18 protein-coding genes are annotated in these 21,683 nt (G+C 65.7%); 3 read left to right on the top strand and 15 right to left on the bottom strand.

Going from position 1 to position 21,683, the window contains the following annotated elements:
- Positions 1-89: 89 nt before the first annotated feature.
- From ACQR1X_RS04290 to ACQR1X_RS04270, 5 genes are all read right to left on the bottom strand, one after another.
- Positions 90-809 (bottom strand): ribonuclease activity regulator RraA, encoded by a 720-nt coding sequence (locus ACQR1X_RS04290; RefSeq protein ID WP_316182885.1) that lies wholly within the window; start codon positions 807-809, stop codon positions 90-92.
- Positions 810-1,017: 208 nt separating this feature from the next.
- Positions 1,018-2,754, bottom strand: a complete 1,737-nt coding sequence (gene araD, locus ACQR1X_RS04285; RefSeq protein WP_434898402.1) for an L-arabinonate dehydratase — start codon at positions 2,752-2,754, stop codon at positions 1,018-1,020.
- On the bottom strand, positions 2,751-3,611 hold the full coding sequence (locus ACQR1X_RS04280; RefSeq protein WP_434898401.1) for an ABC transporter permease: 861 nt from the start codon (positions 3,609-3,611) through the stop codon (positions 2,751-2,753). Before ACQR1X_RS04280 ends, araD begins: the two co-directional genes overlap by 4 nt.
- Positions 3,612-3,622: 11 nt before the next feature.
- Positions 3,623-4,387: an ABC transporter ATP-binding protein gene (locus tag ACQR1X_RS04275; RefSeq protein WP_434898400.1), complete on the bottom strand. Its 765-nt coding sequence runs from the start codon at positions 4,385-4,387 to the stop codon at positions 3,623-3,625.
- Positions 4,387-5,418 (bottom strand): ABC transporter substrate-binding protein, encoded by a 1,032-nt coding sequence (locus ACQR1X_RS04270; RefSeq protein ID WP_434898399.1) that lies wholly within the window; start codon positions 5,416-5,418, stop codon positions 4,387-4,389. The genes ACQR1X_RS04275 and ACQR1X_RS04270 overlap by 1 nt, the downstream gene beginning before the upstream one ends.
- A gap of 124 nt (positions 5,419-5,542) precedes the next feature.
- Here ACQR1X_RS04270 and ACQR1X_RS04265 point away from each other — a divergent pair, with 124 nt between their 5' ends.
- The 3 genes from ACQR1X_RS04265 to ACQR1X_RS04255 all read left to right on the top strand — a co-directional run bounded on the left by ACQR1X_RS04265 (position 5,543) and on the right by ACQR1X_RS04255 (position 10,601).
- Positions 5,543-6,253, top strand: a complete 711-nt coding sequence (locus ACQR1X_RS04265; RefSeq protein ID WP_315800628.1) for a GntR family transcriptional regulator — start codon at positions 5,543-5,545, stop codon at positions 6,251-6,253.
- Between the two features lie 321 nt (positions 6,254-6,574).
- A complete protein-coding gene (locus ACQR1X_RS04260) occupies positions 6,575-7,009 on the top strand; it encodes a response regulator (protein ID WP_315800629.1) in 435 nt (144 codons plus the stop codon).
- Positions 6,990-10,601, top strand: coding sequence for a PAS domain S-box protein (locus ACQR1X_RS04255; RefSeq protein ID WP_434898398.1), 3,612 nt, complete (start codon positions 6,990-6,992; stop codon positions 10,599-10,601). The genes ACQR1X_RS04260 and ACQR1X_RS04255 overlap by 20 nt, the downstream gene beginning before the upstream one ends.
- A gap of 99 nt (positions 10,602-10,700) precedes the next feature.
- Here ACQR1X_RS04255 and ACQR1X_RS04250 read toward each other — a convergent pair whose 3' ends face one another.
- The 10 genes from ACQR1X_RS04250 to ACQR1X_RS04205 all read right to left on the bottom strand — a co-directional run bounded on the left by ACQR1X_RS04250 (position 10,701) and on the right by ACQR1X_RS04205 (position 21,653).
- Positions 10,701-11,336, bottom strand: a complete 636-nt coding sequence (locus ACQR1X_RS04250) for a response regulator transcription factor (RefSeq protein WP_315717165.1) — start codon at positions 11,334-11,336, stop codon at positions 10,701-10,703.
- A gap of 461 nt (positions 11,337-11,797) precedes the next feature.
- Positions 11,798-12,307 carry a response regulator gene (locus ACQR1X_RS04245; RefSeq protein ID WP_315800631.1) on the bottom strand — a complete coding sequence of 170 codons (510 nt, stop codon included), beginning with the start codon at positions 12,305-12,307 and terminating at the stop codon, positions 11,798-11,800.
- 196 nt (positions 12,308-12,503) lie between these two features.
- Positions 12,504-12,827, bottom strand: a complete 324-nt coding sequence (locus tag ACQR1X_RS04240) for a PilZ domain-containing protein (RefSeq protein WP_315800632.1) — start codon at positions 12,825-12,827, stop codon at positions 12,504-12,506.
- A 32-nt stretch (positions 12,828-12,859) separates the two neighbouring features.
- Positions 12,860-13,729 (bottom strand): CheR family methyltransferase, encoded by an 870-nt coding sequence (locus ACQR1X_RS04235; RefSeq protein WP_315800633.1) that lies wholly within the window; start codon positions 13,727-13,729, stop codon positions 12,860-12,862.
- A gap of 29 nt (positions 13,730-13,758) precedes the next feature.
- Positions 13,759-14,148, bottom strand: a complete 390-nt coding sequence (locus ACQR1X_RS04230) for a response regulator (RefSeq protein WP_315716971.1) — start codon at positions 14,146-14,148, stop codon at positions 13,759-13,761.
- Positions 14,149-14,178: 30 nt separating this feature from the next.
- On the bottom strand, positions 14,179-14,652 hold the full coding sequence (locus tag ACQR1X_RS04225) for a chemotaxis protein CheW (protein WP_315800634.1): 474 nt from the start codon (positions 14,650-14,652) through the stop codon (positions 14,179-14,181).
- A 26-nt stretch (positions 14,653-14,678) separates the two neighbouring features.
- A complete protein-coding gene (locus ACQR1X_RS04220) occupies positions 14,679-17,453 on the bottom strand; it encodes a hybrid sensor histidine kinase/response regulator (RefSeq protein ID WP_315800635.1) in 2,775 nt (924 codons plus the stop codon).
- Positions 17,454-17,710: 257 nt separating this feature from the next.
- A complete protein-coding gene (flbT, locus tag ACQR1X_RS04215; protein WP_315716969.1) occupies positions 17,711-18,106 on the bottom strand; it encodes a flagellar biosynthesis repressor FlbT in 396 nt (131 codons plus the stop codon).
- 216 nt (positions 18,107-18,322) lie between these two features.
- Positions 18,323-19,870 (bottom strand): flagellin, encoded by a 1,548-nt coding sequence (locus ACQR1X_RS04210; protein WP_434898397.1) that lies wholly within the window; start codon positions 19,868-19,870, stop codon positions 18,323-18,325.
- Positions 19,871-20,216: 346 nt separating this feature from the next.
- A complete protein-coding gene (locus ACQR1X_RS04205) occupies positions 20,217-21,653 on the bottom strand; it encodes a pyridoxal phosphate-dependent decarboxylase family protein (RefSeq protein ID WP_316239310.1) in 1,437 nt (478 codons plus the stop codon).
- Positions 21,654-21,683 lie beyond the last annotated feature (30 nt).

The following is a 21,683-nucleotide window of genomic DNA, read 5'->3' as shown; positions in this document are numbered from 1 at the left end:
CGACGTTTTATGGTACGCTCGCGCCACAAAGAGGGTGTCGTCCCTGCGAACGCGTGCGTTCGCAGGGACGATGGCGGAATTTGGAGCGGCTACCTGTTGTTCTTCGCGCGCCATGCCGCGAAGTCGGCGGGCGTCTGCGGGTCGGTTGCCGGATAGAGGCCGAGGATCGAGCGGCCCTTGGCAACTTCCTCGGCAACGAAATCCTCGAACGCGGTCATCTCGAACGTCTCGTCCGCGATCTCGTCGGCGAGATGGGCTGGGATGACGATGACGCCGTCGGAATCGCCGAGGATGACGTCGCCGGGAAACACCGGGGCGTCGCCGCAGGCGATCGGGCCATTGATCTCGATGGCATGATGCAGGGTGAGATTGGTCGGCGCGCTCGGGCGCTGGTGGAAGGCGGGGATGCCGAGTCTCGCGATGTCGGCGGCATCACGGAAGCCGCCGTCGGTGACGACGCCGGCGACGCCGCGCTGCTGCAGCCGGCTGACCAGGATCGCGCCGGCCGAAGCAGCGCGCGCGTCCTTGCGGCTGTCCATCACCAGCACGGCGCCGGGCGGACAATCCTCGACGGCCTTGCGCTGCGGATGGCCGCGGTCGCGAAACACCTCGATCGTGTTGAGATCCTCGCGCGCCGGGATGTAGCGCAGCGTGAAGGCCTCGCCGACCATGGTCGGCTGCGCCGAGCTGAGCGGATGGACGTTCTGGATGCACTGGATGCGCAGGCCGCGCTTGAACAGCGCGGTGGCGACGGTCGCGGTCGAGACGGTCTTGAGCTTGTTGCGGGTGGCGGTGCTGAGTCTGGTCATGTCTTGGGCTTGCTCGCTGCGCTCCCTCCCCCTTGCGGGGAGGGGTTGGGGGTGGGGGTCCACATCAATGGTGTCGCTTGGGGCTACCCCCTCCCCAGCCCTCCTCCACAAGGGGGGAGGGAGCGCGCCTTTGTTGCGGTGATAGCTTGAATCCCAATCTCGAAGTTCCAGACTCAGGCTTCGCCTGCCTAGGAACGACAATCGCTAACTAATAAATAGCCGGCTCGCCCACCGGCGCGCCGAAGCCGGTTTCCAGGAAGTCGAAGTCGCAGCCATCATTGGCCTGCCTGATGTGGCGGGCGAACATCCAGCCATAGCCGCGCTCGAAGCGCGGCGTGGGCGGCTGCCATTCGGCACGGCGGCGGGCCAGCTCGTCCTCGGGAACGTCGAGATTGATGGTGCGGGCGGCGACGTCGAGCGTGATGAGATCGCCGTTGCGCACCAGCGCCAGGGGACCGCCGATATAGGACTCTGGCGATACGTGCAGGATGCAGGCGCCGTAGCTGGTGCCGCTCATGCGAGCGTCCGACAGGCGCACCATGTCGCGGACGCCCTGCTTCACCAGCTTGGTCGGGATCGGCAGCATGCCCCATTCCGGCATGCCCGGGCCGCCCTGCGGCCCGGCATTGCGCAGGATCAGCACATGATCAGCGGTAACATCGAGATCGGGATCGTCGATCGCCTTCTTCATCGACGGATAGTCGTCGAACACCAGCGCCGGGCCGGAATGCTTGAGGAAGCGTGGCTCGCAAGCCGAAGGCTTGATGACGCAGCCGTCCGGCGCAAGATTGCCCTTGAGCACGGCGAGTGCGCCCTCGCGGTAGATCGGGTTGGACTGCGGACGGATGACGTCGTCGTTGTAGACGCCGGCATCCGCGATGTTGTCACCGAGCGTACGGCCGTTGACGGTGAGGCAGTCGAGATGGAGGTGCTCCGTCATCCGGTTCATCAGTCCCGGCAAGCCGCCGGCGTAGTAGAAGTCCTCCATCAGATAGGTGTCGCCGCTCGGCCGCACATTGGCGAGCACCGGCACCTTGCGGCTCGCGGCCTCGAAATCATCGAGGCCAATGCCTGCACCCGCGCGGCGCGCCTGCGCGATCACATGGATGATGGCGTTGGTCGAGCAACCCATTGCCATCGCCACCGCGATCGCGTTCTCGAACGCGGCCTTGGTCTGGATCTTCGACGGCGTCAGGTCCTCCCACACCATCTCGACGATGCGGCGGCCGCATTCCGAGCTCATCCGGATGTGCTCGGCATCGGCGGCGGGGATCGACGAGGCGCCCGGGAGGGTCATGCCGATCGCTTCCGCGATCGCAGTCATGGTCGACGCCGTGCCCATGGTCATGCAGGTGCCGTGGCTGCGGGCGATACCCGCCTCCATCGCATTCCAGTCGGCGTCCGACAGCTTGCCGGCGCGGCGCTCGTCCCAGTATTTCCAGGCGTCGGAGCCGGAGCCGAGCGTCTTGCCTTTCCAATTGCCGCGCAGCATCGGCCCCGCGGGAAGATAGATCGCCGGCAGGTTCATGCTGGTGGCGCCGAGCAGCAACGCCGGCGTGGTCTTGTCGCAGCCGCCCATCAGCACGACACCATCGACGGGATGGCTGCGCAAGAGCTCCTCGACATCCATCGCCAGCATGTTGCGATAGAGCATCGTGGTCGGCTTCAACAGCGACTCCGACAGCGACAGCGCCGGCAGCTCGATCGGGAAGCCGCCGGCCATCAGCACGCCGCGCTTGACGTCGTCGACGCGGCTCTTGAAGTGCATGTGGCAGGGCTGCGCATCCGACCAGGTGTTGACGATGGCGATGACCGGGCGGCCCTTCCATTCCTCCTGGGCGTAGCCCATCTGCATCACCCGCGAGCGGTGGCCGAAGGAGCGGAGATCGTCGGGCGCGAACCAGCGCGCGCTGCGCAGCTGATCGGGTTGCTTGCGGTCGTTCATGATTGGGTGCCCCAGGTCAGCACGGTCTTGCGCTCGATGGTCCGGAAGATCAGGTTCTCGACCACGAGACCGATCAGAATCACGGTCAGGAGGCCGGCGAACACCGCCGGGATTTCGAGCAGGTTGCGGTTCTCGAAGATGAACCAGCCGAGACCGCCCTGGCCAGAGGAGACACCGAAGACCAGCTCCGCGGCAATCAGGGTGCGCCAGGCAAAGGCCCAGCCGATCTTCAGGCCGGTGAGGATGGCCCCGAACGCCGCCGGGATCAGGATGCGGATCACGTAGGAGAAGCCGGTGAGGCCATAGTTGCGGCCGACCATGCGCAGCGTGTTCGACACGCTCTTGAAGCCCGAATGGGTGTTGAGCGCGACCGGCCACAGCACCGAATGGATCAGCACGAACACGAGACTGCCGCTGCCGAGCCCGAACCAGATCAGGGCCAGCGGCAACAGCGCGATCGCCGGCAAGGGATTGAACATCGCCGTGATCGTCTCGAGGAAATCGGTGCCGATGCGGGTCGAGATCGCGAGCACAGTCAGGATCGCCGCGAGAACGATGCCGGCGGCATAGCCCATGAACAGCACCTTCAGCGAGGTCCAGACGCGCATCGGAATGGTGCCGTCGCGGACCTTCTCCCACAGCGCCGCGATGGTGTCGGAGAAGGTCGGGAACAGCAGGGGATTGTCGAGATAGCTGCCATAGGCCTGCCAGATCGCGGTGAGCAGGACAATGATCAGGGTCTTGCGCACGAAGCCGTCGTTCCACAGCAGCTCGAGCACGCCGAGCTTGCGCGCGACATCTGCAGGCGCGGCGCTCGCGGCCGACGTATCACGCAGGATGATCTTGGCTTCAGCCATGGGCGCCGTCCTCAATGCGTCGTTGCGGGTTCGGAGAACAAGAGATCATGGATCTGCTTCTCCAGGCGCGCCGCGCTGCCGTCCTCGGCCGACACCTTGTCGACGTCGATGACCTCGGCCTTGACCCGGCCGGGATGCGGCGACAGCAGCAGGATGCGGTTGCCGATCTTGATCGCCTCCGCGATCGAATGCGTCACGAACAGCACCGTGAACTTGGTCTCATTCCAGAGCTGCAGCAGCTCGTCCTGGCAGGTCCGCCGCGTCAGCGCATCGAGCGCCGCGAACGGCTCGTCCATCAGCAGGATGTCCGGCTCCATCGCCATGCCCCTGGCAATTGCGACGCGCTGCTTCATGCCGCCCGACAGCGTGTGCGGATAGGCATCGACGACGCGCGTCAGCCCGACCTTTTCGATGTAGGCGCGGGCGCGGCTCTCGGCCTCCTTGCGCGGCATGCGTCGCGCCGTCAGCAGTGGAAACATGACGTTGGCGAGCACGGTCTTCCAGGGCAGCAGCTGGTCGAACTCCTGGAAGATCATCATGCGGTCGGCGCCGGGCCCGGTGATCTCGCGGCCGTCGATGCGCATCCGGCCTTCGCTCGGCTTGATGTAGCCGCCGACCGCCTTCAGCAAGGTCGACTTGCCGCATCCCGACGGCCCCAGCAGCACGAAGCGGTCGGAGCGGTCGACGGAGAAGCCGACCCGCTCCGTCGCGGTGATCACCGCGCTGGAGGTCTTGTAGCGGAGGGTGACGCCATCGACGTCGAGCAGCGCGGACATCAGTTGCCCTTCAGATCATGCGCGACCGGCAGATAATAGTCGGTCCAGGCCTTGGGCTGGGTCTTGATGGTGCCGATCTTGGCGAGATGGGCGGCGAACTTCATCGTGCCCTGCGGCTCCAGATTCCATTCCATCATGCCGGGCTCCTTGAGCCAGGCAAGCAGGTCCTCGACCGAGGTCTTGTCGCCGGTGATCTCCTTGTAGATCTCGACCGCGGTCCGGGTGTCGCTGCGGATCAGGTCCTGCGCTTCCTTGGTGGCCTCGCGCACCGCCTGGATGATCTTCGGATTGGCGTCGGCGAACTTCGTCGTGGTGAAGAACTGCGCCTGGCTGAGCGGCCCGCCCATCACGTCGGGCGAATTCAGCACGACATGCGCGCCGGGCACGTTCTTCAATTCGAGAAACGTGTAGGGCGGGATCGAGAAATGATTGTGCACCTCGTGCTGCGGATTCGATAGCGCCGTATAGGCGTCGGGGTGACCGAGCTGCACGGTGTTGGCGTCGAGCTTGTTCCACTGATCGGCGCCGAACGCCTCGGCGGCCGCGATCTGCAGCACGATGGCTTGGGTCGAGACCTTCACGGTCGGCACCGCGATCTTGTCGCTGGGGCCAAAATCCTTGATCGACTTGATATTGGGATCGCGGCTGATCAGGGTCATCGGCTGCGCCGAGGTCGCGACGATGCCCTTCACGCCACCGCGGGTGCGATCCCACAGCAGCAGCAGATTGCCGGTGCCGGTGTTGAGGATGTCGACGCTGCCCGACAGCAGCGCATCGGTCTGCGCGCCGCCGCCGGAGAAGGTCAGCCATTTGGTGGTGACGCCGGGCACGCCGAGCGCGGCAGCATGCTTCTCGATCAGCTTCTGCTTCTCGATGATGTGGCTCGGCATGTAGAAGATGCCGGGCTGGCGCGACAGCGAGATTTCGGTCTTCTGCTGGGCCTGCGCGGCGTCATTCCAGGCCGGCGCGACCAGCAGCGCGGCCAGCAGGCCGGCGGCTCGTGCGGCCGAGCGCGCGAACTTCTCGAACATGGGACATCCCTCCTCGCGTGCCGACTCCTTCTTGACGGCCGGCGGAGAGATGCACTAATGCATTAGTGCATCTCTGACAAGGGCTGTTCTCCCCCTGCGACATTCGAGCCGGACGTCCGACCCCATGGCATTGCCTGCGACGCCTGCTGCGGTTCTCCCGCCCGAACGGCTCGATCCGAGCCGGCGCGCGGCACCGCAGGTCTTCGAACGGTTGCGCGACCAGATCATCGCCCTGGCGCTGCCACCGGGAGCACCATTGTCGCGGCCGGCGCTGCAGGCCGAGTTCGGCCTCAGCTCGACGCCGATCCGCGACGCGCTGATGCGCCTCGCCGAGGAAGGCCTCGTCGACGTGTTCCCGCAGCACGCGACCCTGGTCAGCCGCATCGATGTTGGTCGGGCGCAGCAGGCGCAGTTCCTGCGCCAGGCGCTGGAGCTCGAGATCGTGCGCCTGCTCGCGCTGCGGCCTGCGACGGCCCCGATCGACGAACTGAACGCGCTGATCGCCCAGCAGCGGCGCTTCGCCAGGGACGGCGACTTCGCGTCATTCACGGTGGTCGACAACGCATTCCACGAGCGGCTCTACACCGCCGCGGACAAGCACGAGCTGTGGACCCTGGTGCGGAGCCGCAGCGGTCACATCGACCGGCTGCGCCGGCTGCATCTGCCGTCCCCCGGCAAGGCGCAGACGATCCTGCGCCACCACAAGCAGATCGTCGACGCGATCGCCGCGGGCCGCCCGGACGACGCGCAGACGCATCTGCGCGAGCACCTGACCGGCACGCTGAGCGACCTCGCGACCATTCGGGGCCGCTGGCCGGACTATCTCAGCGGCTAGTGGCACGCCGATACGAGCAAAACAGGAGCCCTGGCAAATCGTCCATCACCCAGATTAATCGAATGTGAAGCGTTCCAGCCTTACAACCACGGCGCGAATGCCTCAAATGCAGGCAAGAACGCCGTTCGAGCACACGCCTCGCTCCCGCAACGCAAGGCGCCCGGATTGTCTCCCGATTGGCGCGTCCGGAACAGCGGTGTCTGCCCGCGTCCCATCCTGCATGTGACTTGTCCGGCGAAACGCTTGCGGCGCGCCGCGAATTGGGCAAAACCTTACAACTGACCGTTGGTCTTGCTGCCAGCCAATCGGGAGATGCGGAGCGTGGCGAAGATTCTGGTCGTGGACGACGATCCGCTCATGCAGCTGACAATTCAGCGCGTGCTCGAACGGGCCGGTCACGTCGTCGGCATCGCCGGCGACGGCCAGAAGGCGCTCGTCCGCTTCAAGAGCGAGAGCTTTGACCTGGTGATCCTGGACATCTTCATGCCGGGCATGGACGGGCTGGAGGCGATGCGCATGATCCTCAGGCACACGCCGGGTGTTCCGATCATCATGACCTCGGGACGTTCCCACACCCCGGCCTCGATGTCTGAGCCCGACTATCTTACCATGGCCACCAAGCTCGGAGCGGTTTCCGCGTTGCCCAAACCGTTCAAACCGGCAGCCCTCCTGACGATGGTTTCCGAATGCCTGGCATCGGCAGGCGATCGGGCTACTCGACCCCGGCCAGGCCAAGATGCTGTTCCGAAATCCTGACGGCCGAACCGAAGGGCTGCTGCTCAGCAGCGCGCAGCGCGCGAGCGAGGCTTCGCGGTTCGGCGGGCGCCTCACGCTGACGACGCGGCTGGCGATCGCGATGATCCTGCTGGTCGCGATCGCGGTGTTCGCCGTCGGCTGGCTCGGCTATCGCAGCCTCGAGCGGGCGCTGTTGCCGCGCGCGCTCGATCGAATCGAGTCGCATTCGCGCCTGATGGCGACCGAGCTCGAAAACTATGTCGGCAGCGCCCGCAACGACATCAACGGCTATCGCGCCTCGCCGAATCTGGCAACGTTGATACGCACACTGAAGACGGGGGCTCCCGATCCCCGCGAAGGGCTGCCGGCGCAGTCGTGGCGCGAGCGGGTCGCAACGCGCTACTTCGCCGAGCTGCAGGCCAAGCCGACCTACGCGATGATCCGCCTGGTCGGGATCGAGAACGATTATCGCGAGCTGATCCGGGTCGACCGGCTCGGGCCGGGCAACACGGTGCGGATCGTTCCGGAGAACGAGTTGATCACGCGCGGCGAGCGCAACTACATCAAGGAGACGCTGAGCCTGCCGCCCGGCGGCATCCGGCTGTCGCCGATCATTCTCGACGGCAACACGACGGACCCCAAGACAGGCGTGCCGATGCTGTGCGTCGGCACGCCGGTGTTCGGGGCGGACGGCAAGCCGTTCGCGATCCTGATGGTCGATCTCGACATGCGCCCGGTGTTCGCGCATCTGCGCACGGCGGCCCGCCCGGGCGCACAGCTCTATGTCGTGAACGCCCGCGGCGACTATCTCTTCCATCCCGAATCAGACCGGGAATTCGCCTCGAAACGCGGCCGATCGACGCGATGGCAGGACGATTTTCCGACGCTCGCAGGCGCAACCGGCAGCGCCGAGGGTTTCGCGCAGATCCTGCACGACGAGGCCGATCGTCCCGGCGGCGTCGCCTTCGCGCCGGCGCTGCTCGCGGGACAGGAATGGGTGGCCGTGATCGAGACGATCCCGAACACCGCCTTCATGGCGCCCGCCCTCGCCATCCGCAAGACGGCGATCGAGGTCGGCCTGATCGCAATGCTGTGCGCGGCCGCGCTCGCCTTCGTGGTCGCGCGCTCGCTGACGCGGCCGATCAACCAGCTCACCCAGGCCGTCGAGGGCGTGGGGCGCGGCGAGGCGGTGAATATCCCGCTCGAGGCGGTCGGCGAGACCGGCGTGCTGGCGCGCGCCTTCGCCCGCGTGCTGGACGAGGTTCGCACCAAGACCGCCGAGCTCGAGCGCGAGGTCCAGGAGCATTACCTGACCGAAGCGGCGCGCGACCATTTCGCCGCCCGCGAACGGCTCTACAGTGCCGCGGTGGAATCGTCGAACGACGCGATCGTGACGCTGTCGCTGGACGGCACCATCACCGCCTGGAATCCGGCAGCCGAGGCCATGCTGGGCTACTCCGCCGAGGAGGCCGTGGGCCGCCTTGCCGATTTCCTCGTGCCGCCCGAGCGCATGCCCGAGGCCCAGGACTTCCTCGTGCGCGTGGCGCGCGGCGAGCGGATCCAGCATTTCGAGACGGTGCGGATCCGCAAGGACGGTGAGCTGGTCCAGGTCTCGCTCAGCGTCTCGCCGATCAAATCACCGACGGGCCAGATCATCGGCGCCTCCAAGATCGCACGCGACGTCACCGAGAGCCGCCGGACCGAGCTGGCGCTGCGCCAGCAGACCGAGGAGCGGCGGCGCATCTTCGAGACGTCGCAGGACCTGATCCTCATCACCGACCGCAATGGCATCCTGATTCAGGTCTCACCGAGCGTGGAGACGATTCTCGGCTATGCGCCAGCCGAGATGATCGGCCGCAGCGGCGCGGATTTTATCCACTCGGACGATCTGCTCAAAGCACGCGAGGAGCTGCGCGCCTCGCGCCTCGGCCTTCGGGCGCGCACCTCCGACTGCCGCTACGTCCACAAGGACGGCCGCGTGGTGACGCTGTCCTGGACCTCGAACTGGTCGGAGCCGGTGCAGCGCCACTTCTTCATCGGCCGCGACATGACCGAGAGCCGGCTGGCGCAGGAGACGCTGCGGGAAAGCGAACAGCTCGCCCGCAACATCATCGAGACCGCGCTCGATGCCTTCGTCCAGGTCGACGACAACGGCGCCATTCTCAACTGGAACTCCCAGGCCGAGAAGATCTTCGGCTGGTCGCGCGCCGAGATCATCGGCAAGGACGTCTTCGACGTCATCACGGTCGGGGATGTCGGCGAGGAGCTGCGCGCCGCGCTCGGCCGTATCCTGATGACCGGACAAGCGAGCGCACTCGGGGGCGGCCGCCGACGCGAGGTCATGGTGAAGCGGCGCGACGGCCGCGAGTTCAAGGCCGAGCTCAGCGTGACCGCGCTGAGGACCCGCAACGGTGTCGTGCTGAACGGCTTCTTCCGCGACCTCACCGACAAGATCGCGACCGAGGAGCGGATCCGCCAGTCCGAGAAGATGGAGGCGATCGGCCAGCTCACCGGCGGCATCGCACACGACTTCAACAACATCCTCACCGTGATCACCGGCACGATCGAGATTCTCGCCGCGGCCGTGGCCAAGGAGCCGCAGCTCGCCGCGATCACCAGGATGATCGACGAGGCCGCCGCGCGCGGGGCCGATCTCACCCAGCATCTGCTCGCCTTTGCGCGCCGGCAGCCGCTGCAGCCGCGCGAGGTCGACGTCAACACGCTGATGATCGACACGGCCAAGCTGCTGCGGCCGACGCTCGGAGAGCAGATCGAGATCGAGTCCGTCTTCCAGGACGAGACCTGCGTGGCGCATGTCGATCCGAACCAGCTCGCCACGGCGGTCATCAACCTCGCGCTCAATGCCCGCGACGCGATGCTGAATGGCGGCAAGCTCATCCTGGAGACCGGCTGGGCCGACCTCGACGAGAACTACGCAAGTCTCTACGACGACGTGCGGCCCGGTCGCTACGCGATGATCGCGGTGAGCGACAGTGGCAGCGGCATTCCCGCCGCCATCATCGACAAGGTGTTCAATCCGTTCTTCACCTCGAAGGGGCCGGGCAAGGGGACGGGGCTCGGATTGTCGATGGTGTACGGCTTCGTGAAGCAATCGGCCGGCCACATCAGGATCTACAGCGAAGAGGGTCACGGCACCACGATCCGGATGTACCTGCCGCCGGGCAGCGAAGAAGCGATCACGCAGCCATCGGGCGCCGCGCCGGCGATCCAGGGCGGCCAGGAGACGATCCTGGTGGTGGAGGACGACCGGCTGGTGCGCGGCTACGTTCTCGCCCAGCTCCATGCGCTGGGCTACGCGACGCTGGAGGCGGCCAATGCCGCCGAAGCGCTGGCGATCACCAATGCCGGAGAGCCGTTCGATCTACTCTTCACCGACATCATCATGCCGGGGACGATGAACGGCCGCCAGCTCGCATCCGAGATCCAGCGGCTTCGTCCCACGCAGCGGGTCCTGTTCACCTCCGGCTATACCGAGAATGCCGTGGTGCATCACGGCCGGCTCGACGAAGGAATTCTTCTGTTGCCGAAACCGTACCGCAAATCCGAGCTGGCCAGGATGATCCGCAAGGCGCTCGCCGCGACCGAGGCTTGAAAAGCGAGGCTTGACCAATGCGGCCTGACCGACGCGGCCTGCGCCTGCGATTGCCGCTGCTCCAGAGCGCGGCCACGTGCGGGCGGCCCGGCCATCGGCTCAATTGGCGCGCGACGCCGTCATCACGATGCGGATCAGATCGGCCGCGTTGCGCGCGCCGAGCTTCTTCATGATGTTGGCGCGGTGATCCTCGATCGTGCGCGGGCTGATGCCCAGCGTGCGCCCCGCCTCCTTGTTCGAGGCCCCCGCCGTGAACTGTTCCAGGACCTCGCGCTCGCGCCGCGTCAGCGGCTCGCGGCCGGGGAAATGCAGCGAGCCGATCTTCGGCGAGGCATTCTCCTTCTGCCGCCGCGCGAACGCGCCAATCGCCTCGTTCAGACGGGCCACGATCTCACTGCCGCGGAACGGCTTCTCGATGAAGTCGAGCGCCCCGTTCTTGATCGCATTCACGGCCATCGGGATGTCGCCCTGGCCTGAGATCATGAAGATCGGAGCCGGATAGTCCTCGCCGTGCAATTCCCTGAGAATGTCGAGACCGGACTTTCCGGGGATGTGCACATCGAGCAGGATGCAGGCCGGTGTCCTGCTCCGCGCCACCGCCAGGAGCGCGGCGCCGTCCGCAAAACAGATCACTTCATACCCACCTGCCGACAAGACCATCGAGAGGGTGTCGCGCACGGCTGGGTCGTCATCGACGACAAAAATCTCACCGCGGGAAGTTGTTTGTTCGGCCATGGGCGATTGCTCTTGCAAAGGAGAAGAAACAATGAAAGCGCGTCTTATGATACCATACTCGTCGGGTGCTTTGGGCACCCGTATTTGTACGGTTTATGATCCTAACCCACAAGTAGTAGCTGCAGATCGGTGATCGCCTTCACGAGACCACGATCTGGACACGATCTCAAGGCAGTCGTCTCGAGCAGCATGCTGCCTTGCAAAACACATCAACGCCGACAGCATCATGATCGACATCAAACTCTGATCGCATCAGCGTTGCCGACGTGCACCACGCCGAACAGACATGCTCGGCGCCAGACGCGTGCACGGCTCTCTGTCCACGAAAATCTGCACGGCATTTGACACAAGACGTACAGGCGTCAGCCGGCCTTGCCCTCGTTTTGATCAGAGATCGGCGGGATTTGGACGTTGCACAGGATTGTGCACTCCGGACGGCGGCTTGCGCCGATGCGGCTCTCTCAGGACCGATGCTTCGCGGCAACACTTTCGGCTGCGACGCCGCCCCAGGTGTGAACCACGGGCAGGCCGAGCGCAGTCTTGCCGAGATTGGCCAGGCAGATGCGCAGCGCCGCCAGATCGACTGGCTTCGGCAGGCTCTGCAGGTCGATTCCGAGCGAGCGCGCGAACAGCCGGGCCTCAATTCGCTTGGCCGCGTCCATGCCGCTGATCACGATCACGGAACCGGCGAAGCGGGTATCTGCGATGACCTTGAGGACCTCGGTCCCGTCGCCGTCCTCGAGCATGAGATCGAGCGTGACGCAGTCAAAGCGCTTGTTGCGCACCTCGCGGATCGCATCGCTGCACGTGGCCGCGACCGTCACGGCGTGGCCGGCCTGCTTGGCCGCCAGCGCGATCAGCGTCCGCTGCGCGGCGTCGTCGTCGACGACCAAGAGCTGCAGCGCGCGCCGCTCGCCATCATCGGCGCGCTCCGACCGGCTGGATGCAAGTTCCGAACTCATGACCGGCATTGGCCGTCCCTGGAAATTTGACCGACGTCATTGTCTTACACGTCCGACCCTGCGGCGACGTAAAGCGGCTCTCCGAAAAACCGCCACCCGTCTTAGGACTTGCGCAGGACACGGGCTGGCGCGTCTCTTCGTCGCTCCGCGCGCGGAAGCTTCCCAAGCCGCGGGCGAGCAATGCGCCGTGCCGCCGGAAGGCGAACTAGTTGACGGTCGCTTCCTGGCCGGCGGAGGCGTTGCCACGTTTCTTCTTGTTCTTTCCCTTGATGAACTGGATGTCCATCTCGGAGCCGTTGACCCGGACCAGCTCGCAGCGGCGGTAGGCGAGCCCCGTCGAGGACAGCAGCAGAAAGAACTCCTTCAGGTTCAATCCCTGGATCGATCCTTCGACCGTCAGCACCGCGTCGTTGTCCGAGATGGCGTTGAGCTGGCAGTCCCTGCGCCAGGTCCCGTCGATGCCCATGATGCAGACATCGTAGCCGCGGCTGAAGGTGACCCGCTCCGTACCTTTGTTGTCGTCAGACATCTTCGCGTCCTGCTCTATTGGGCTGCCGACATCTAGTTGCCCGCGGCCGCGATCCTGGGCATTCCCGGAGCCGGCGCCTTCGCCGCGGAAACGATCCCGCTCGGGCGATACAGGCCACGCCGGTCCGTAAGGGGCTTGAACACGTCGGTGAGGCCGACGACGGTCTCCGCGGCACCGAGAACGAGGAAGCCGTCCGGCTCCATCAACTTGGCGAGCCGGCCGAAAATGTTGATCTTGGTGTCCTGATCGAAATAGATCAGCACGTTGCGGCAGAACACGACGTCGAACGTGCCGAGCTGGGAGAAGTCGTGCAGCAGATTGAGCTGGCGATGCTGGACCATGCCGCGCACGTCGGAATTGATCTGCCAGAGTTCGCCCGCCTGCTTGAAATATTTGACCAGAAGCTGGATCGGCAGCCCGCGCTGCACCTCGAACTGGCTGTAGAGACCCGCCTTGGACTTCTCGAGCACCTCCTGGGAGAGATCGGTGGCGATGATCTCGATGCGCCATCCACTGAGCGCAGATCCCATCTCCTTGAGCGACATCGCCAGCGAATACGGCTCCTGGCCGGTCGAGCAAGCGGCGCACCAGATCCGGATCGACTTGCGGTTGGCGCGCGCCTTGAGGAGCTCCGGCATGATCACGTCGCGAAAATGATCGAACGGGACCTTGTCGCGGAAGAAGAACGTCTCGTTGGTCGTCATCGCTTCGACGACCTGGCTGATCAAGGCGCTCGACCCGTCCTTCAGCTTCTGGACGAGATCGCTGATGCTGGCCAGGCCGGCCTTTCGCGCGAGCGGAAGCAGGCGGCTCTCGATCAGATATTGCTTGTCGGCAGACAGATCGAGACCCGATTTGTCTCGAAGCAGTTTGCGCAGGAACTCATAATCGGGCTGGTTCACGGGCGGCCTCTTCTGGGCAGACGAAGGGATCAGGCGGATTCGGCTGACAGCGCCTGGATGAGACCGACTTCCTGGAATTTGGCGGCGACGATTTCCTTGTCGAACGGCTTCATGATGTATTCGTTGGCGCCGGCGTTCAGCGCGCGCGAGATATGATCGATGTCGTTCTCGGTGGTGCAGAACACCACCTTCGGGCCTTCGCCGCCCGGCAGCCGGCGCAGGCGCCCGAGGAAATCATAACCGTCCATGACGGGCATGTTCCAGTCGAGCAGAATGGCGTCCGGCAGGCTCTTGGTGCAGATCTCGAGCGCCCGCTCGCCATCCTCCGCCTCGACGACGGAAAAGCCCAGCTCCTCCAGGATACGGCGTGCGATCTTGCGCACGACGCTGGAGTCATCCACGACCAGACAGCTCTTCATTGTTGTCTCCCCTATGGGACGGTTGACGGGCTAGGCAGCGATTGCTGCCTTCGGCAGGAGCTCGAGCACGCGATCGACGTCGAGAATGACCATCAGCTGGCCGTCGAGGCGGTGCACGCCGCCGGCGAATTTCGCCATGCGCGGGTCGAGGTTGACGGGGTTCTCCTCCCGGCCCTCCTCGGGCAGCCGCAGCACCTCGCCGATCTGGTCGATCAGGAGACCATAGGACTCGCCGCGCAGATCGACGCCGACCGCCATCGGCGGCTTGCCGTCCTCGGCGCGCGCGAGGCCGAGCCGCGCCCGCATGTCGACGACGGTCACGATGCGGCCGCGCAGGTTCAGGACGCCTGCGATCTCCGCCGATGACAGCGGCACCCGCGTCACCCGCTCCGGCATGAACACGTCCTGGACCCGGGAGATCGGCAGGCCGAACAGCTGGCCGCCGATCATCGCGGTGACGTATTCGACGGCGGCGCCCTCGGTGGTTTCGATCTTGCTGCTCATCGCACGCTACTCCTGTCCGCTTGCTGTCACGCGGCCCGCCGGTTGGCTTCGGCGCGGGCCCGTTCCTCGATCTGTTCCTTCAGCGCCGCGATCAGGCCGGGCCGGTCGAACTTGGCGATGTAGTCGTAGAGCCCGGCCTGGCGGCCGCGCTCGATCGCCGCCGGCGACACCAGCGACGACACCGCGATGACCGGCATCTGGTTCAGGTTCTGGTCGGCGCGGATCGCCTCGGTGAACTCGAAGCCGTTCATCTCCGGCATCTCGATGTCGGTGACGACGATGTCGAAGCTGTGCCCGGAGCGCAGCGTGGCCAGGCCCTCGAGCGCCGAGGCCGCCGTGCGCACCTTGTAGCCGGCCGACTTCAACACCGGCGCCAGCATGTTGCGGAAGAACGGCGAGTCATCGACCAGCAGCACCGACTGCGTCTGCGACTCGGTGGCCATCTCCTTGCGGATGAACCAGTCGGCGAACGCCATCGGCAGGAAGTGGCCGACGTCGATCACCTCGGTCGCCTGGCCCTTGATCACCGCCGAGCCGAGGATGCCGTCCTTGGCGCCGGAGACCTGGATGTTGAGCCGCTCCTCGACGATGTCGATGATCTCGTCGACCACGAGGCCCATCGCGCGGGTCTCGTCGGCGAACACCAGGATCGGCTGCGAGCCCGACGTCTGCACCGACACGCCTTCCATCTGCACCAAGGGCATCAGCTGGTCGCGGTACTGCACCATGTAGCGGCCGTTGGAGATCTCGATCTTGTCGGCCGCGATCTCCTCGAGCCGCGTGACCAGCGCCAGCGGCACCGCCTTGGGCTGCGCCGTCCCGGCCCGGAACACCAGCAGCGAGGTGAGCTGCTCGCCGCCGATGGCGTGATGCGCGGCGTGCTCGTCGGACACCGCCTGCGAGGCCGAGCCGGCGGCGCCGAGCGCTTTCGCAATGCCGTTCGGATCGATGATCATGATCACGGCGCCGTCGCCCAGGATCGTGTTGCCCGAGAACATGTCGATGTGACGCAGCTTGGTCGACATCGGCTTGACCACGATTTCCTCGGTGTGGAACACGCAGTCCACCACGATGCCGAAGGTCTGGTTGCCGACCTGCGTCACCACGATGAAGCCGTTCTCCGGATCGGTCGACGAGCCGTCGTCGATCTTCAGGAGCTTCTTCAGATGCATCAGCGGCAAGAGCTTGTTGCGCAGGCGCAGGACCGCGGTGTCCTTGATGCGCTCGATGCGGTGCTCGGAGTTGGCGCGCGCGCGCACCAGCTCGACGACCGACAATTGCGGGATCGCGAAGCGGTCGCCGCCGGCTTCGACGATCAGCGCCGAGACGATCGCGAGCGTCAGCGGGATCTTGATGGTGACCGAGGTGCCCTCGCCGACCACCGACTTGATGTCGATGGTGCCGCCGATCTGGTCGATGTTGGTGCGCACCACGTCCATGCCGACGCCGCGGCCCGAGACCGAGGTGACGGCGGCCGCGGTCGAGAAGCCCGGCTCGAAGATGAACTTGTGGATCTGCGCTTCGGTCATCTTCTCGAGCTCGGCCTCGGTGACGAGGCCGTTCGCCAGGGCCTTGGCCTTGATGCGCTCGGTGTTGAGGCCGCGGCCGTTGTCGGCGATGCAGATGATGATATGGCCGCCTTCATGATAGGCGGAGAGCCGGATGGTGCCCTGCTCGGCCTTGCCGGCCGCGGCGCGCTCGGCCATCGTCTCCAGGCCGTGATCGGCGGAGTTGCGCACCATGTGGGTGAGCGGGTCCTTGATCAGGTCGAGCACCTGGCGGTCGAGCTCGGTGTCGGCGCCGTGCATCTCGAGCTCGATCTGCTTGCCGAGTTCGGTCGCGAGGTCGCGGACGATGCGCGGCAGCTTCTGCCAGGCATTGCCGATCGGCTGCATGCGCGTCTTCATGACGCCCTCCTGCAGCTCGGCGGTGACGTTGGACAGCCGCTGCAGCGGCACCTTGAACTCGGTGTCCTCGTTGCGGCGGGCGATCTCGAGCAGCTGGTTGCGCGTCAGCACCAGCTCGGAGACCATCGTCATCAGATGTTCGAGCGTGTCGACGTTGACGCGGATCGACTGGTTGGCGACCTTGTCGTTCTCGTGCACCTCGCCGTCGGCATTGGCCTTCGGCCGCGCCGCCTTCTTCGGCTCGGCCTTCTCTGCTTCCGCCTTGGCAGGCCCGGCCTTGGCGACCGGCGCCGGGGCAGCGGCTTTGGGCTCAGGCGCCTTCTCATGCGCGGGCGGCATCTCGATCGCGGTCTCGCGGAAGGCGCGCTCCAGCTCGTCGAGCGACACTTCGCCCGGACGCAGCGGACGCTCCAGCGTCTGGTCGATCAACGAGCCCTGCGTCACCGCGGGCTTGGGCGGCGGTTCGGGCGCCGCGGGCGCGAGCGGTGGCGCGGCCTCGCCGGCGGCCATGGCCGCCATGCCGCGCTCGACCATGGCTTCGAGCTCGCTGATGAGGTCGCGGTCCTCGCCCTCGGGCTCGGCCTCGTTGGCCTCGAGCTGTCCCAGGATGTCCTTGATGCGGTCGATGGTGGTGAGGATCAGCGTCACGGCCTCGCCGGTGACCGGCATGCCGTCGCGGAATTTGCCCATCAGGGTTTCGGCGGCATGCGCCAGCGCCTCGAGCCGCGGCAGGCCGAGGAAACCGCAGGTCCCCTTGATCGTGTGCACCAGCCGGAAGATGTTATCGAGGATCTTGGCGTTGTTCGGCTCCTGCTCGAACCGCACCAATTGATTGTCGACGGTATCCAGGCTCTCGCTGGTCTCCGTCAGGAACTCACGCAACAGATCGTCCATGAAACTGGCCTTCCAAGAATTGGCGCCGCGGTCACGGGGCGACCGCTGATCCTGTCAGAGCGACGGTCGGTCCCGGCCTTCACCAGCAGCGCGGATCGATACCCGGCCCTCGCCGACTCGGCTGAACAGACTTTCGTCCAAGCCATCGTTAGGTGGGGCTTTTATCCGTCCCGTTAATTTTATCGTCCGTGCTAATACGGACGTAGCACCGACCTCTCAGGCTGAGGTGAGCCCGGCCCCTTTCCGCGGCCGGAATGTCAAGGCATCGCTTCTGCCGGCGCGACTGCGCGATCCTCTCGCTCGATCAGCGCCCTGATCTCCTTCAGCGCCTTGTACAGCGCTCCTTCCGTGACATGGCGATCCACCATCTCGGCTTGGCCGGCGGCTTCCGGAATCGCCCTGCGCAACTCGTTCATACAGGCGAGATAGGACGCGCGATAACGGATCGCGTCGTTCTTCAGATACATCGTCTGGACGCAGAGGTAGAGGCGCTTGGCCGGCGTATCGGCGGTCTCGGCGGTGACGGTGTCACGCTCGCGGAGGATAGGCGCGTCGCCTTCGACGATGAAGCGGGCGCGCGTGTTCGAATTCACGATGACACTGTCGCCGATCACGATGCGCTCGAAAGGCTTCAGCTCGACCCGCAGGGGCATGGCCCAGTCTCCTCTCAGAAGGCTCCTCTCGGGAGTCTCCTCTCGGGAGCGGCGTCGTCGGCAGGCTGCACTCGCGTCGACACGACGTTGCTCTCGTGCTCGCTGTCCGGCTGATCCGGCGCCGCAGCCGAGCGGCGTCAATTTGCGAATAGTCTAGAGCCGAAAACGGCGGGGCAAGCCCCGCCGCCTCCGATATTCGTGGGTGCCGTCCGCGCCTTAGCGCAGCAGCTGCAGCACGCTCGCCTGCGACTGGTTGGCGAGCGACAGCGCGGACACCGCGATCGACTGGCGGGTCGACAGCGCCTGGCTGTTGGCCGCTTCCTCGTTGGTGTCGGCCAGCGTCAGGTTCGACGAACCGGTCTGCAGCACGTTGATCAGGTTCTTGTTGAAGTCCTGACGAACCTGCACGACCGAGAGGTTCGAACCCAGCGTGGAGGCCTCGTTGCGCAGCGTCGAGCTCGCCGAGTTGAGCACGCCGATGACCTTGTTCGCCGAGTTGTTGTCGAGGAAGTCGGTGCCCGAGGTCAACGTCGAGAGGCCGAGGCCCGCCGAGTTGAACGTGACACCGGTGATCGACAGCGTCGACTTGCCGGTTTCGTTGAAGGTCAGCTTCAGCGTATCGCCGTTCAGCAGGTTGATGCCGTTGAACGAGGCGTCAGCCGCGGTCGTGTTGATCTGCGCCAGCACGTTGTTGTACTGGGAGACCAGGCTCGCGCGCTGCGTCTGAGCAGTCGCGTCCGCCACCGGAGCCGCCGCCGTCAGGCCGTTGAAGGACTGGCTGGAAGCAGCCGCCGTACCACCGATCGCGCCGATCGTGGCCGAAGCCGCGTCGTTGGTCGTGGTGATCGAGATCTTGCCGGTGGACGAGTCAACGGTGGCCTGCAGGTTGTTGGCTGCGAGCTTGGCGTTGAGATCGTTCAGCGACTTGACCTGCCCTGTCCCCAGGCCGAACGTGATGCTGGTCGCCGTGCCACCTCCTGTGGCGCCGACCGTCAAGGTCTGACCCGACAAGCCGTCGCCGACGGCAGTCAGCCCGAGCTTGGCCAAGGTGCCGCTGCTGCCCGAGAGCGTCAATCCCGCCGCCGGCGGCGTCAGGGTGATCGCACCCGCGGTGATCGACGCCGTCACGCCGGTCTGGGTCTGGATCGCCGACAGCAGGTTGCTGACGCTGTCGCCGATGCCGATGTTGGTGCCCGTCGAGGACGTGCCGGTGATGAAGGTGAAGGTGGTGCCGTTGACGACCAGCGTCTCACCCGACGTGATGCCGGTGGAGAGGTCGTTCGACGAGGTGCCCGACGTACCCGACAGCTTGGTCGAGCCGGTGATCGCCGCCGGAGTCGTATTGTCGTTCTGGACGACCGAACCGGTCACAGCGGTCGAGCTGGAGCCGAGCAGGTCGGTGGCGGTCGCACCGGTCAGGGCCGCCGAGGTCACGCTCGACTTGGTGGAGTAGCCCACCGCGCTCTGCAGAACCTGGTTGGCGATCGACTTGGCACTGTCGACGAGCTTCTGCAGCGAGGTGATGCCGGTGTTGGCGGCCTGCAGCACCTGCACGCCGTTGCCGATGCCGTCGAGCAGATTGGAGATGTCGGAAGCGCGGTTGTCGAGACCCTGGGCGGTGAAGAAGTTGGTCGGATTGTCGAGCGCCGAGTTGACCTTCTTGCCCGTGGAGAGATTGTTCTGGGTGGTGGCGAGGAGCTGAGCTGTCGACTGAAGCGATAGCAGATTCTGGCGTACCGACGCCGAGAGGACGATACCTGACATTTTCATACCCTTCTGGTGTGAAATAAGCCCCGATCCCTTCGAGATCAGGGTGAAGCCCAGGTCGACTTGAGCGACCCGGACGACGGGCGTCACGGTGAATGGCAGTGGCTAACAAACGCTGAAGAGTTGTGGGGCGCAGCCGCCTCAATCAGCAGAACAGGCGCATCGGCGCGGCTCATTGCCGCGTCATCACGCAGGAACGCCCCTTGAAAAGGCTCATTGATTCAACAACCGCACCCGTCATTCACAACGCGTCAACCACCTTTGGAAAGGTTTCGACACGCGCGGCTACATTCCGTCGGCGGTCGTCATCGACCAGCGGACGACGCCTAGATGCGGTTTGCGATCAGAGCGCCAGCGGCGGAGCTTCGATCTCGATCAACGGCGTGAGACCGGCCGCGCGCTGGCGGCCGAACATGAGGACCGCCGCAATCAGCCGGTCGATGTCGCTCGTCCCGGTGCGATGATTGACGATCGCGGCACGGATCGCCAGCCGTCCGTCGAGCATCGTGGTCGACGGTGCGGCGAGGCCGGATTCGTGGATGTCGGCGACGATCTCGCCGTTGAGCGCATCGGCATCGTCTGCGCGATAGCGGAAGCAGACGATGTTGAGATTGACCGGCGCCAGCAGCTCGAGCTCGGGCTCGGCGCGCACCCGCGACTCCAGATGGCGCGCGAGCTCGCAGCTTCGCGCGATCACGGCACCGAGCGCGTCCGTGCCGAACGTTCTCAGCGTGAACCAGGTCTTCAGCGCCCGGAAGCCGCGCGACAGATCAGGACCGAGATCGCAGGGCCATTCGGCGCCCGCCGCGAGACCGCGGGTTTCCCGGCGCAGATAGGCGGCCGGCGAGGCGAAGGCGTCACGATGCTTGGTGCCATCGCGCACCAGCAGGAAGCCCGCATCGTAGGGCACCTGCCCCCATTTGTGAAAATCCAGCGCAATCGAATCCGCCAGCTCGATGCCGGCGAGCTTCGGTGCGAGCTCCGCTGACAGCATCGCGAGCGCACCGAAGGCGCCGTCGACGTGAAACCAGAGCCCCTCGGCACGGCAGAGCTCGGCAACAGCCGCGAGGTCGTCGATGGCGCCGATATCGACGGTGCCAGCGGAGGCGACGACGAGAAACGGATGCAGGCCCGCGGCGCGATCGCGCGCGATCGCGGTCCGCAGCTCGCCGACGTCGACGCGATGTGCGGCATCCACCGCGATGCAGCCGAGCGCGTCGCTGCCCAGTCCGCAGATGTCCATCGCCTTGGCGATGCAGCCATGCGCCGCCTTCGACGTGTAGGCGCGCAAGCGCCGCCCCTCCTCACCGAGACCCGCCGAGCGAACCGACGCGCCGAGCTCGGCGCGGCGCGCCACCAGCACCGCCATCAGGTTCGCCATCGAGGTGCCGGTGACGAAGATGCCGCTGGCGCATACCGGAAAGCCGAACAACTGGCGCGTCCAGTCGACGACCTGCCGCTCGATCTCGATCGGCGCATGGTCGCGGCCGCCGAGATTGGCGTTCAGTCCGGCAGCCAGCATCTCGGCAAGCATGCCGACCACGGTGCCGCCGCCGTGCACCCAACCCATGAATCCGGGATGCACGTTGCCGGTCGCGTAGGGAACGACGAGCTCGCTGAAATCGCGATAGACCTCGGCGAGATCGGTCGGCGCATGCGGCAGCGCGCTGCGGAAGCTCTGCCGTGTCGCCGGCGACATCGGCTGCCACACCGGCCGGTCGCGGATATCGGCGACATAGTCGATCATGTCGTCGAGCATGCGATGACCGAGCGCGCGCATCTGGTCCCAATGTTGCGGATCGAGCGTCTC

The organism is Bradyrhizobium sp. HKCCYLRH3073, assembly GCF_051167995.1.
In the GTDB taxonomy this organism is placed as follows: domain Bacteria; phylum Pseudomonadota; class Alphaproteobacteria; order Rhizobiales; family Xanthobacteraceae; genus Bradyrhizobium.
The sequence above is the reverse complement of the archived record's forward strand: the minus strand, read 5'-3'. Positions and strand labels throughout refer to the sequence as shown.

Excerpts from the sequence above, each read along its gene's own strand:
- ACQR1X_RS04210 (WP_434898397.1), bottom strand. The coding sequence starts at position 19,870 with ATGTCAGGTATCGTCCTCTCGGCGTCGGTACGCCAGAATCTGCTATCG.
- ACQR1X_RS04275 (WP_434898400.1), bottom strand. The coding sequence starts at position 4,387 with ATGTCCGCGCTGCTCGACGTCGATGGCGTCACCCTCCGCTACAAGACC.
- ACQR1X_RS04280 (WP_434898401.1), bottom strand. The coding sequence starts at position 3,611 with ATGGCTGAAGCCAAGATCATCCTGCGTGATACGTCGGCCGCGAGCGCC.
- ACQR1X_RS04265 (WP_315800628.1), top strand. The coding sequence starts at position 5,543 with ATGGCATTGCCTGCGACGCCTGCTGCGGTTCTCCCGCCCGAACGGCTC.
- ACQR1X_RS04255 (WP_434898398.1), top strand. The coding sequence starts at position 6,990 with ATGCTGTTCCGAAATCCTGACGGCCGAACCGAAGGGCTGCTGCTCAGC.
- ACQR1X_RS04290 (WP_316182885.1), bottom strand. The coding sequence starts at position 809 with ATGACCAGACTCAGCACCGCCACCCGCAACAAGCTCAAGACCGTCTCG.
- ACQR1X_RS04250 (WP_315717165.1), bottom strand. The coding sequence starts at position 11,336 with ATGGCCGAACAAACAACTTCCCGCGGTGAGATTTTTGTCGTCGATGAC.
- ACQR1X_RS04240 (WP_315800632.1), bottom strand. The coding sequence starts at position 12,827 with ATGTCTGACGACAACAAAGGTACGGAGCGGGTCACCTTCAGCCGCGGC.
- ACQR1X_RS04270 (WP_434898399.1), bottom strand. The coding sequence starts at position 5,418 with ATGTTCGAGAAGTTCGCGCGCTCGGCCGCACGAGCCGCCGGCCTGCTG.
- ACQR1X_RS04205 (WP_316239310.1), bottom strand. The coding sequence starts at position 21,653 with ATGCGCGCGCTCGGTCATCGCATGCTCGACGACATGATCGACTATGTC.
- ACQR1X_RS04220 (WP_315800635.1), bottom strand. The coding sequence starts at position 17,453 with ATGGACGATCTGTTGCGTGAGTTCCTGACGGAGACCAGCGAGAGCCTG.
- ACQR1X_RS04245 (WP_315800631.1), bottom strand. The coding sequence starts at position 12,307 with ATGCCGGTCATGAGTTCGGAACTTGCATCCAGCCGGTCGGAGCGCGCC.
- flbT (WP_315716969.1), bottom strand. The coding sequence starts at position 18,106 with ATGCCCCTGCGGGTCGAGCTGAAGCCTTTCGAGCGCATCGTGATCGGC.
- ACQR1X_RS04225 (WP_315800634.1), bottom strand. The coding sequence starts at position 14,652 with ATGAGCAGCAAGATCGAAACCACCGAGGGCGCCGCCGTCGAATACGTC.
- araD (WP_434898402.1), bottom strand. The coding sequence starts at position 2,754 with ATGAACGACCGCAAGCAACCCGATCAGCTGCGCAGCGCGCGCTGGTTC.
- ACQR1X_RS04230 (WP_315716971.1), bottom strand. The coding sequence starts at position 14,148 with ATGAAGAGCTGTCTGGTCGTGGATGACTCCAGCGTCGTGCGCAAGATC.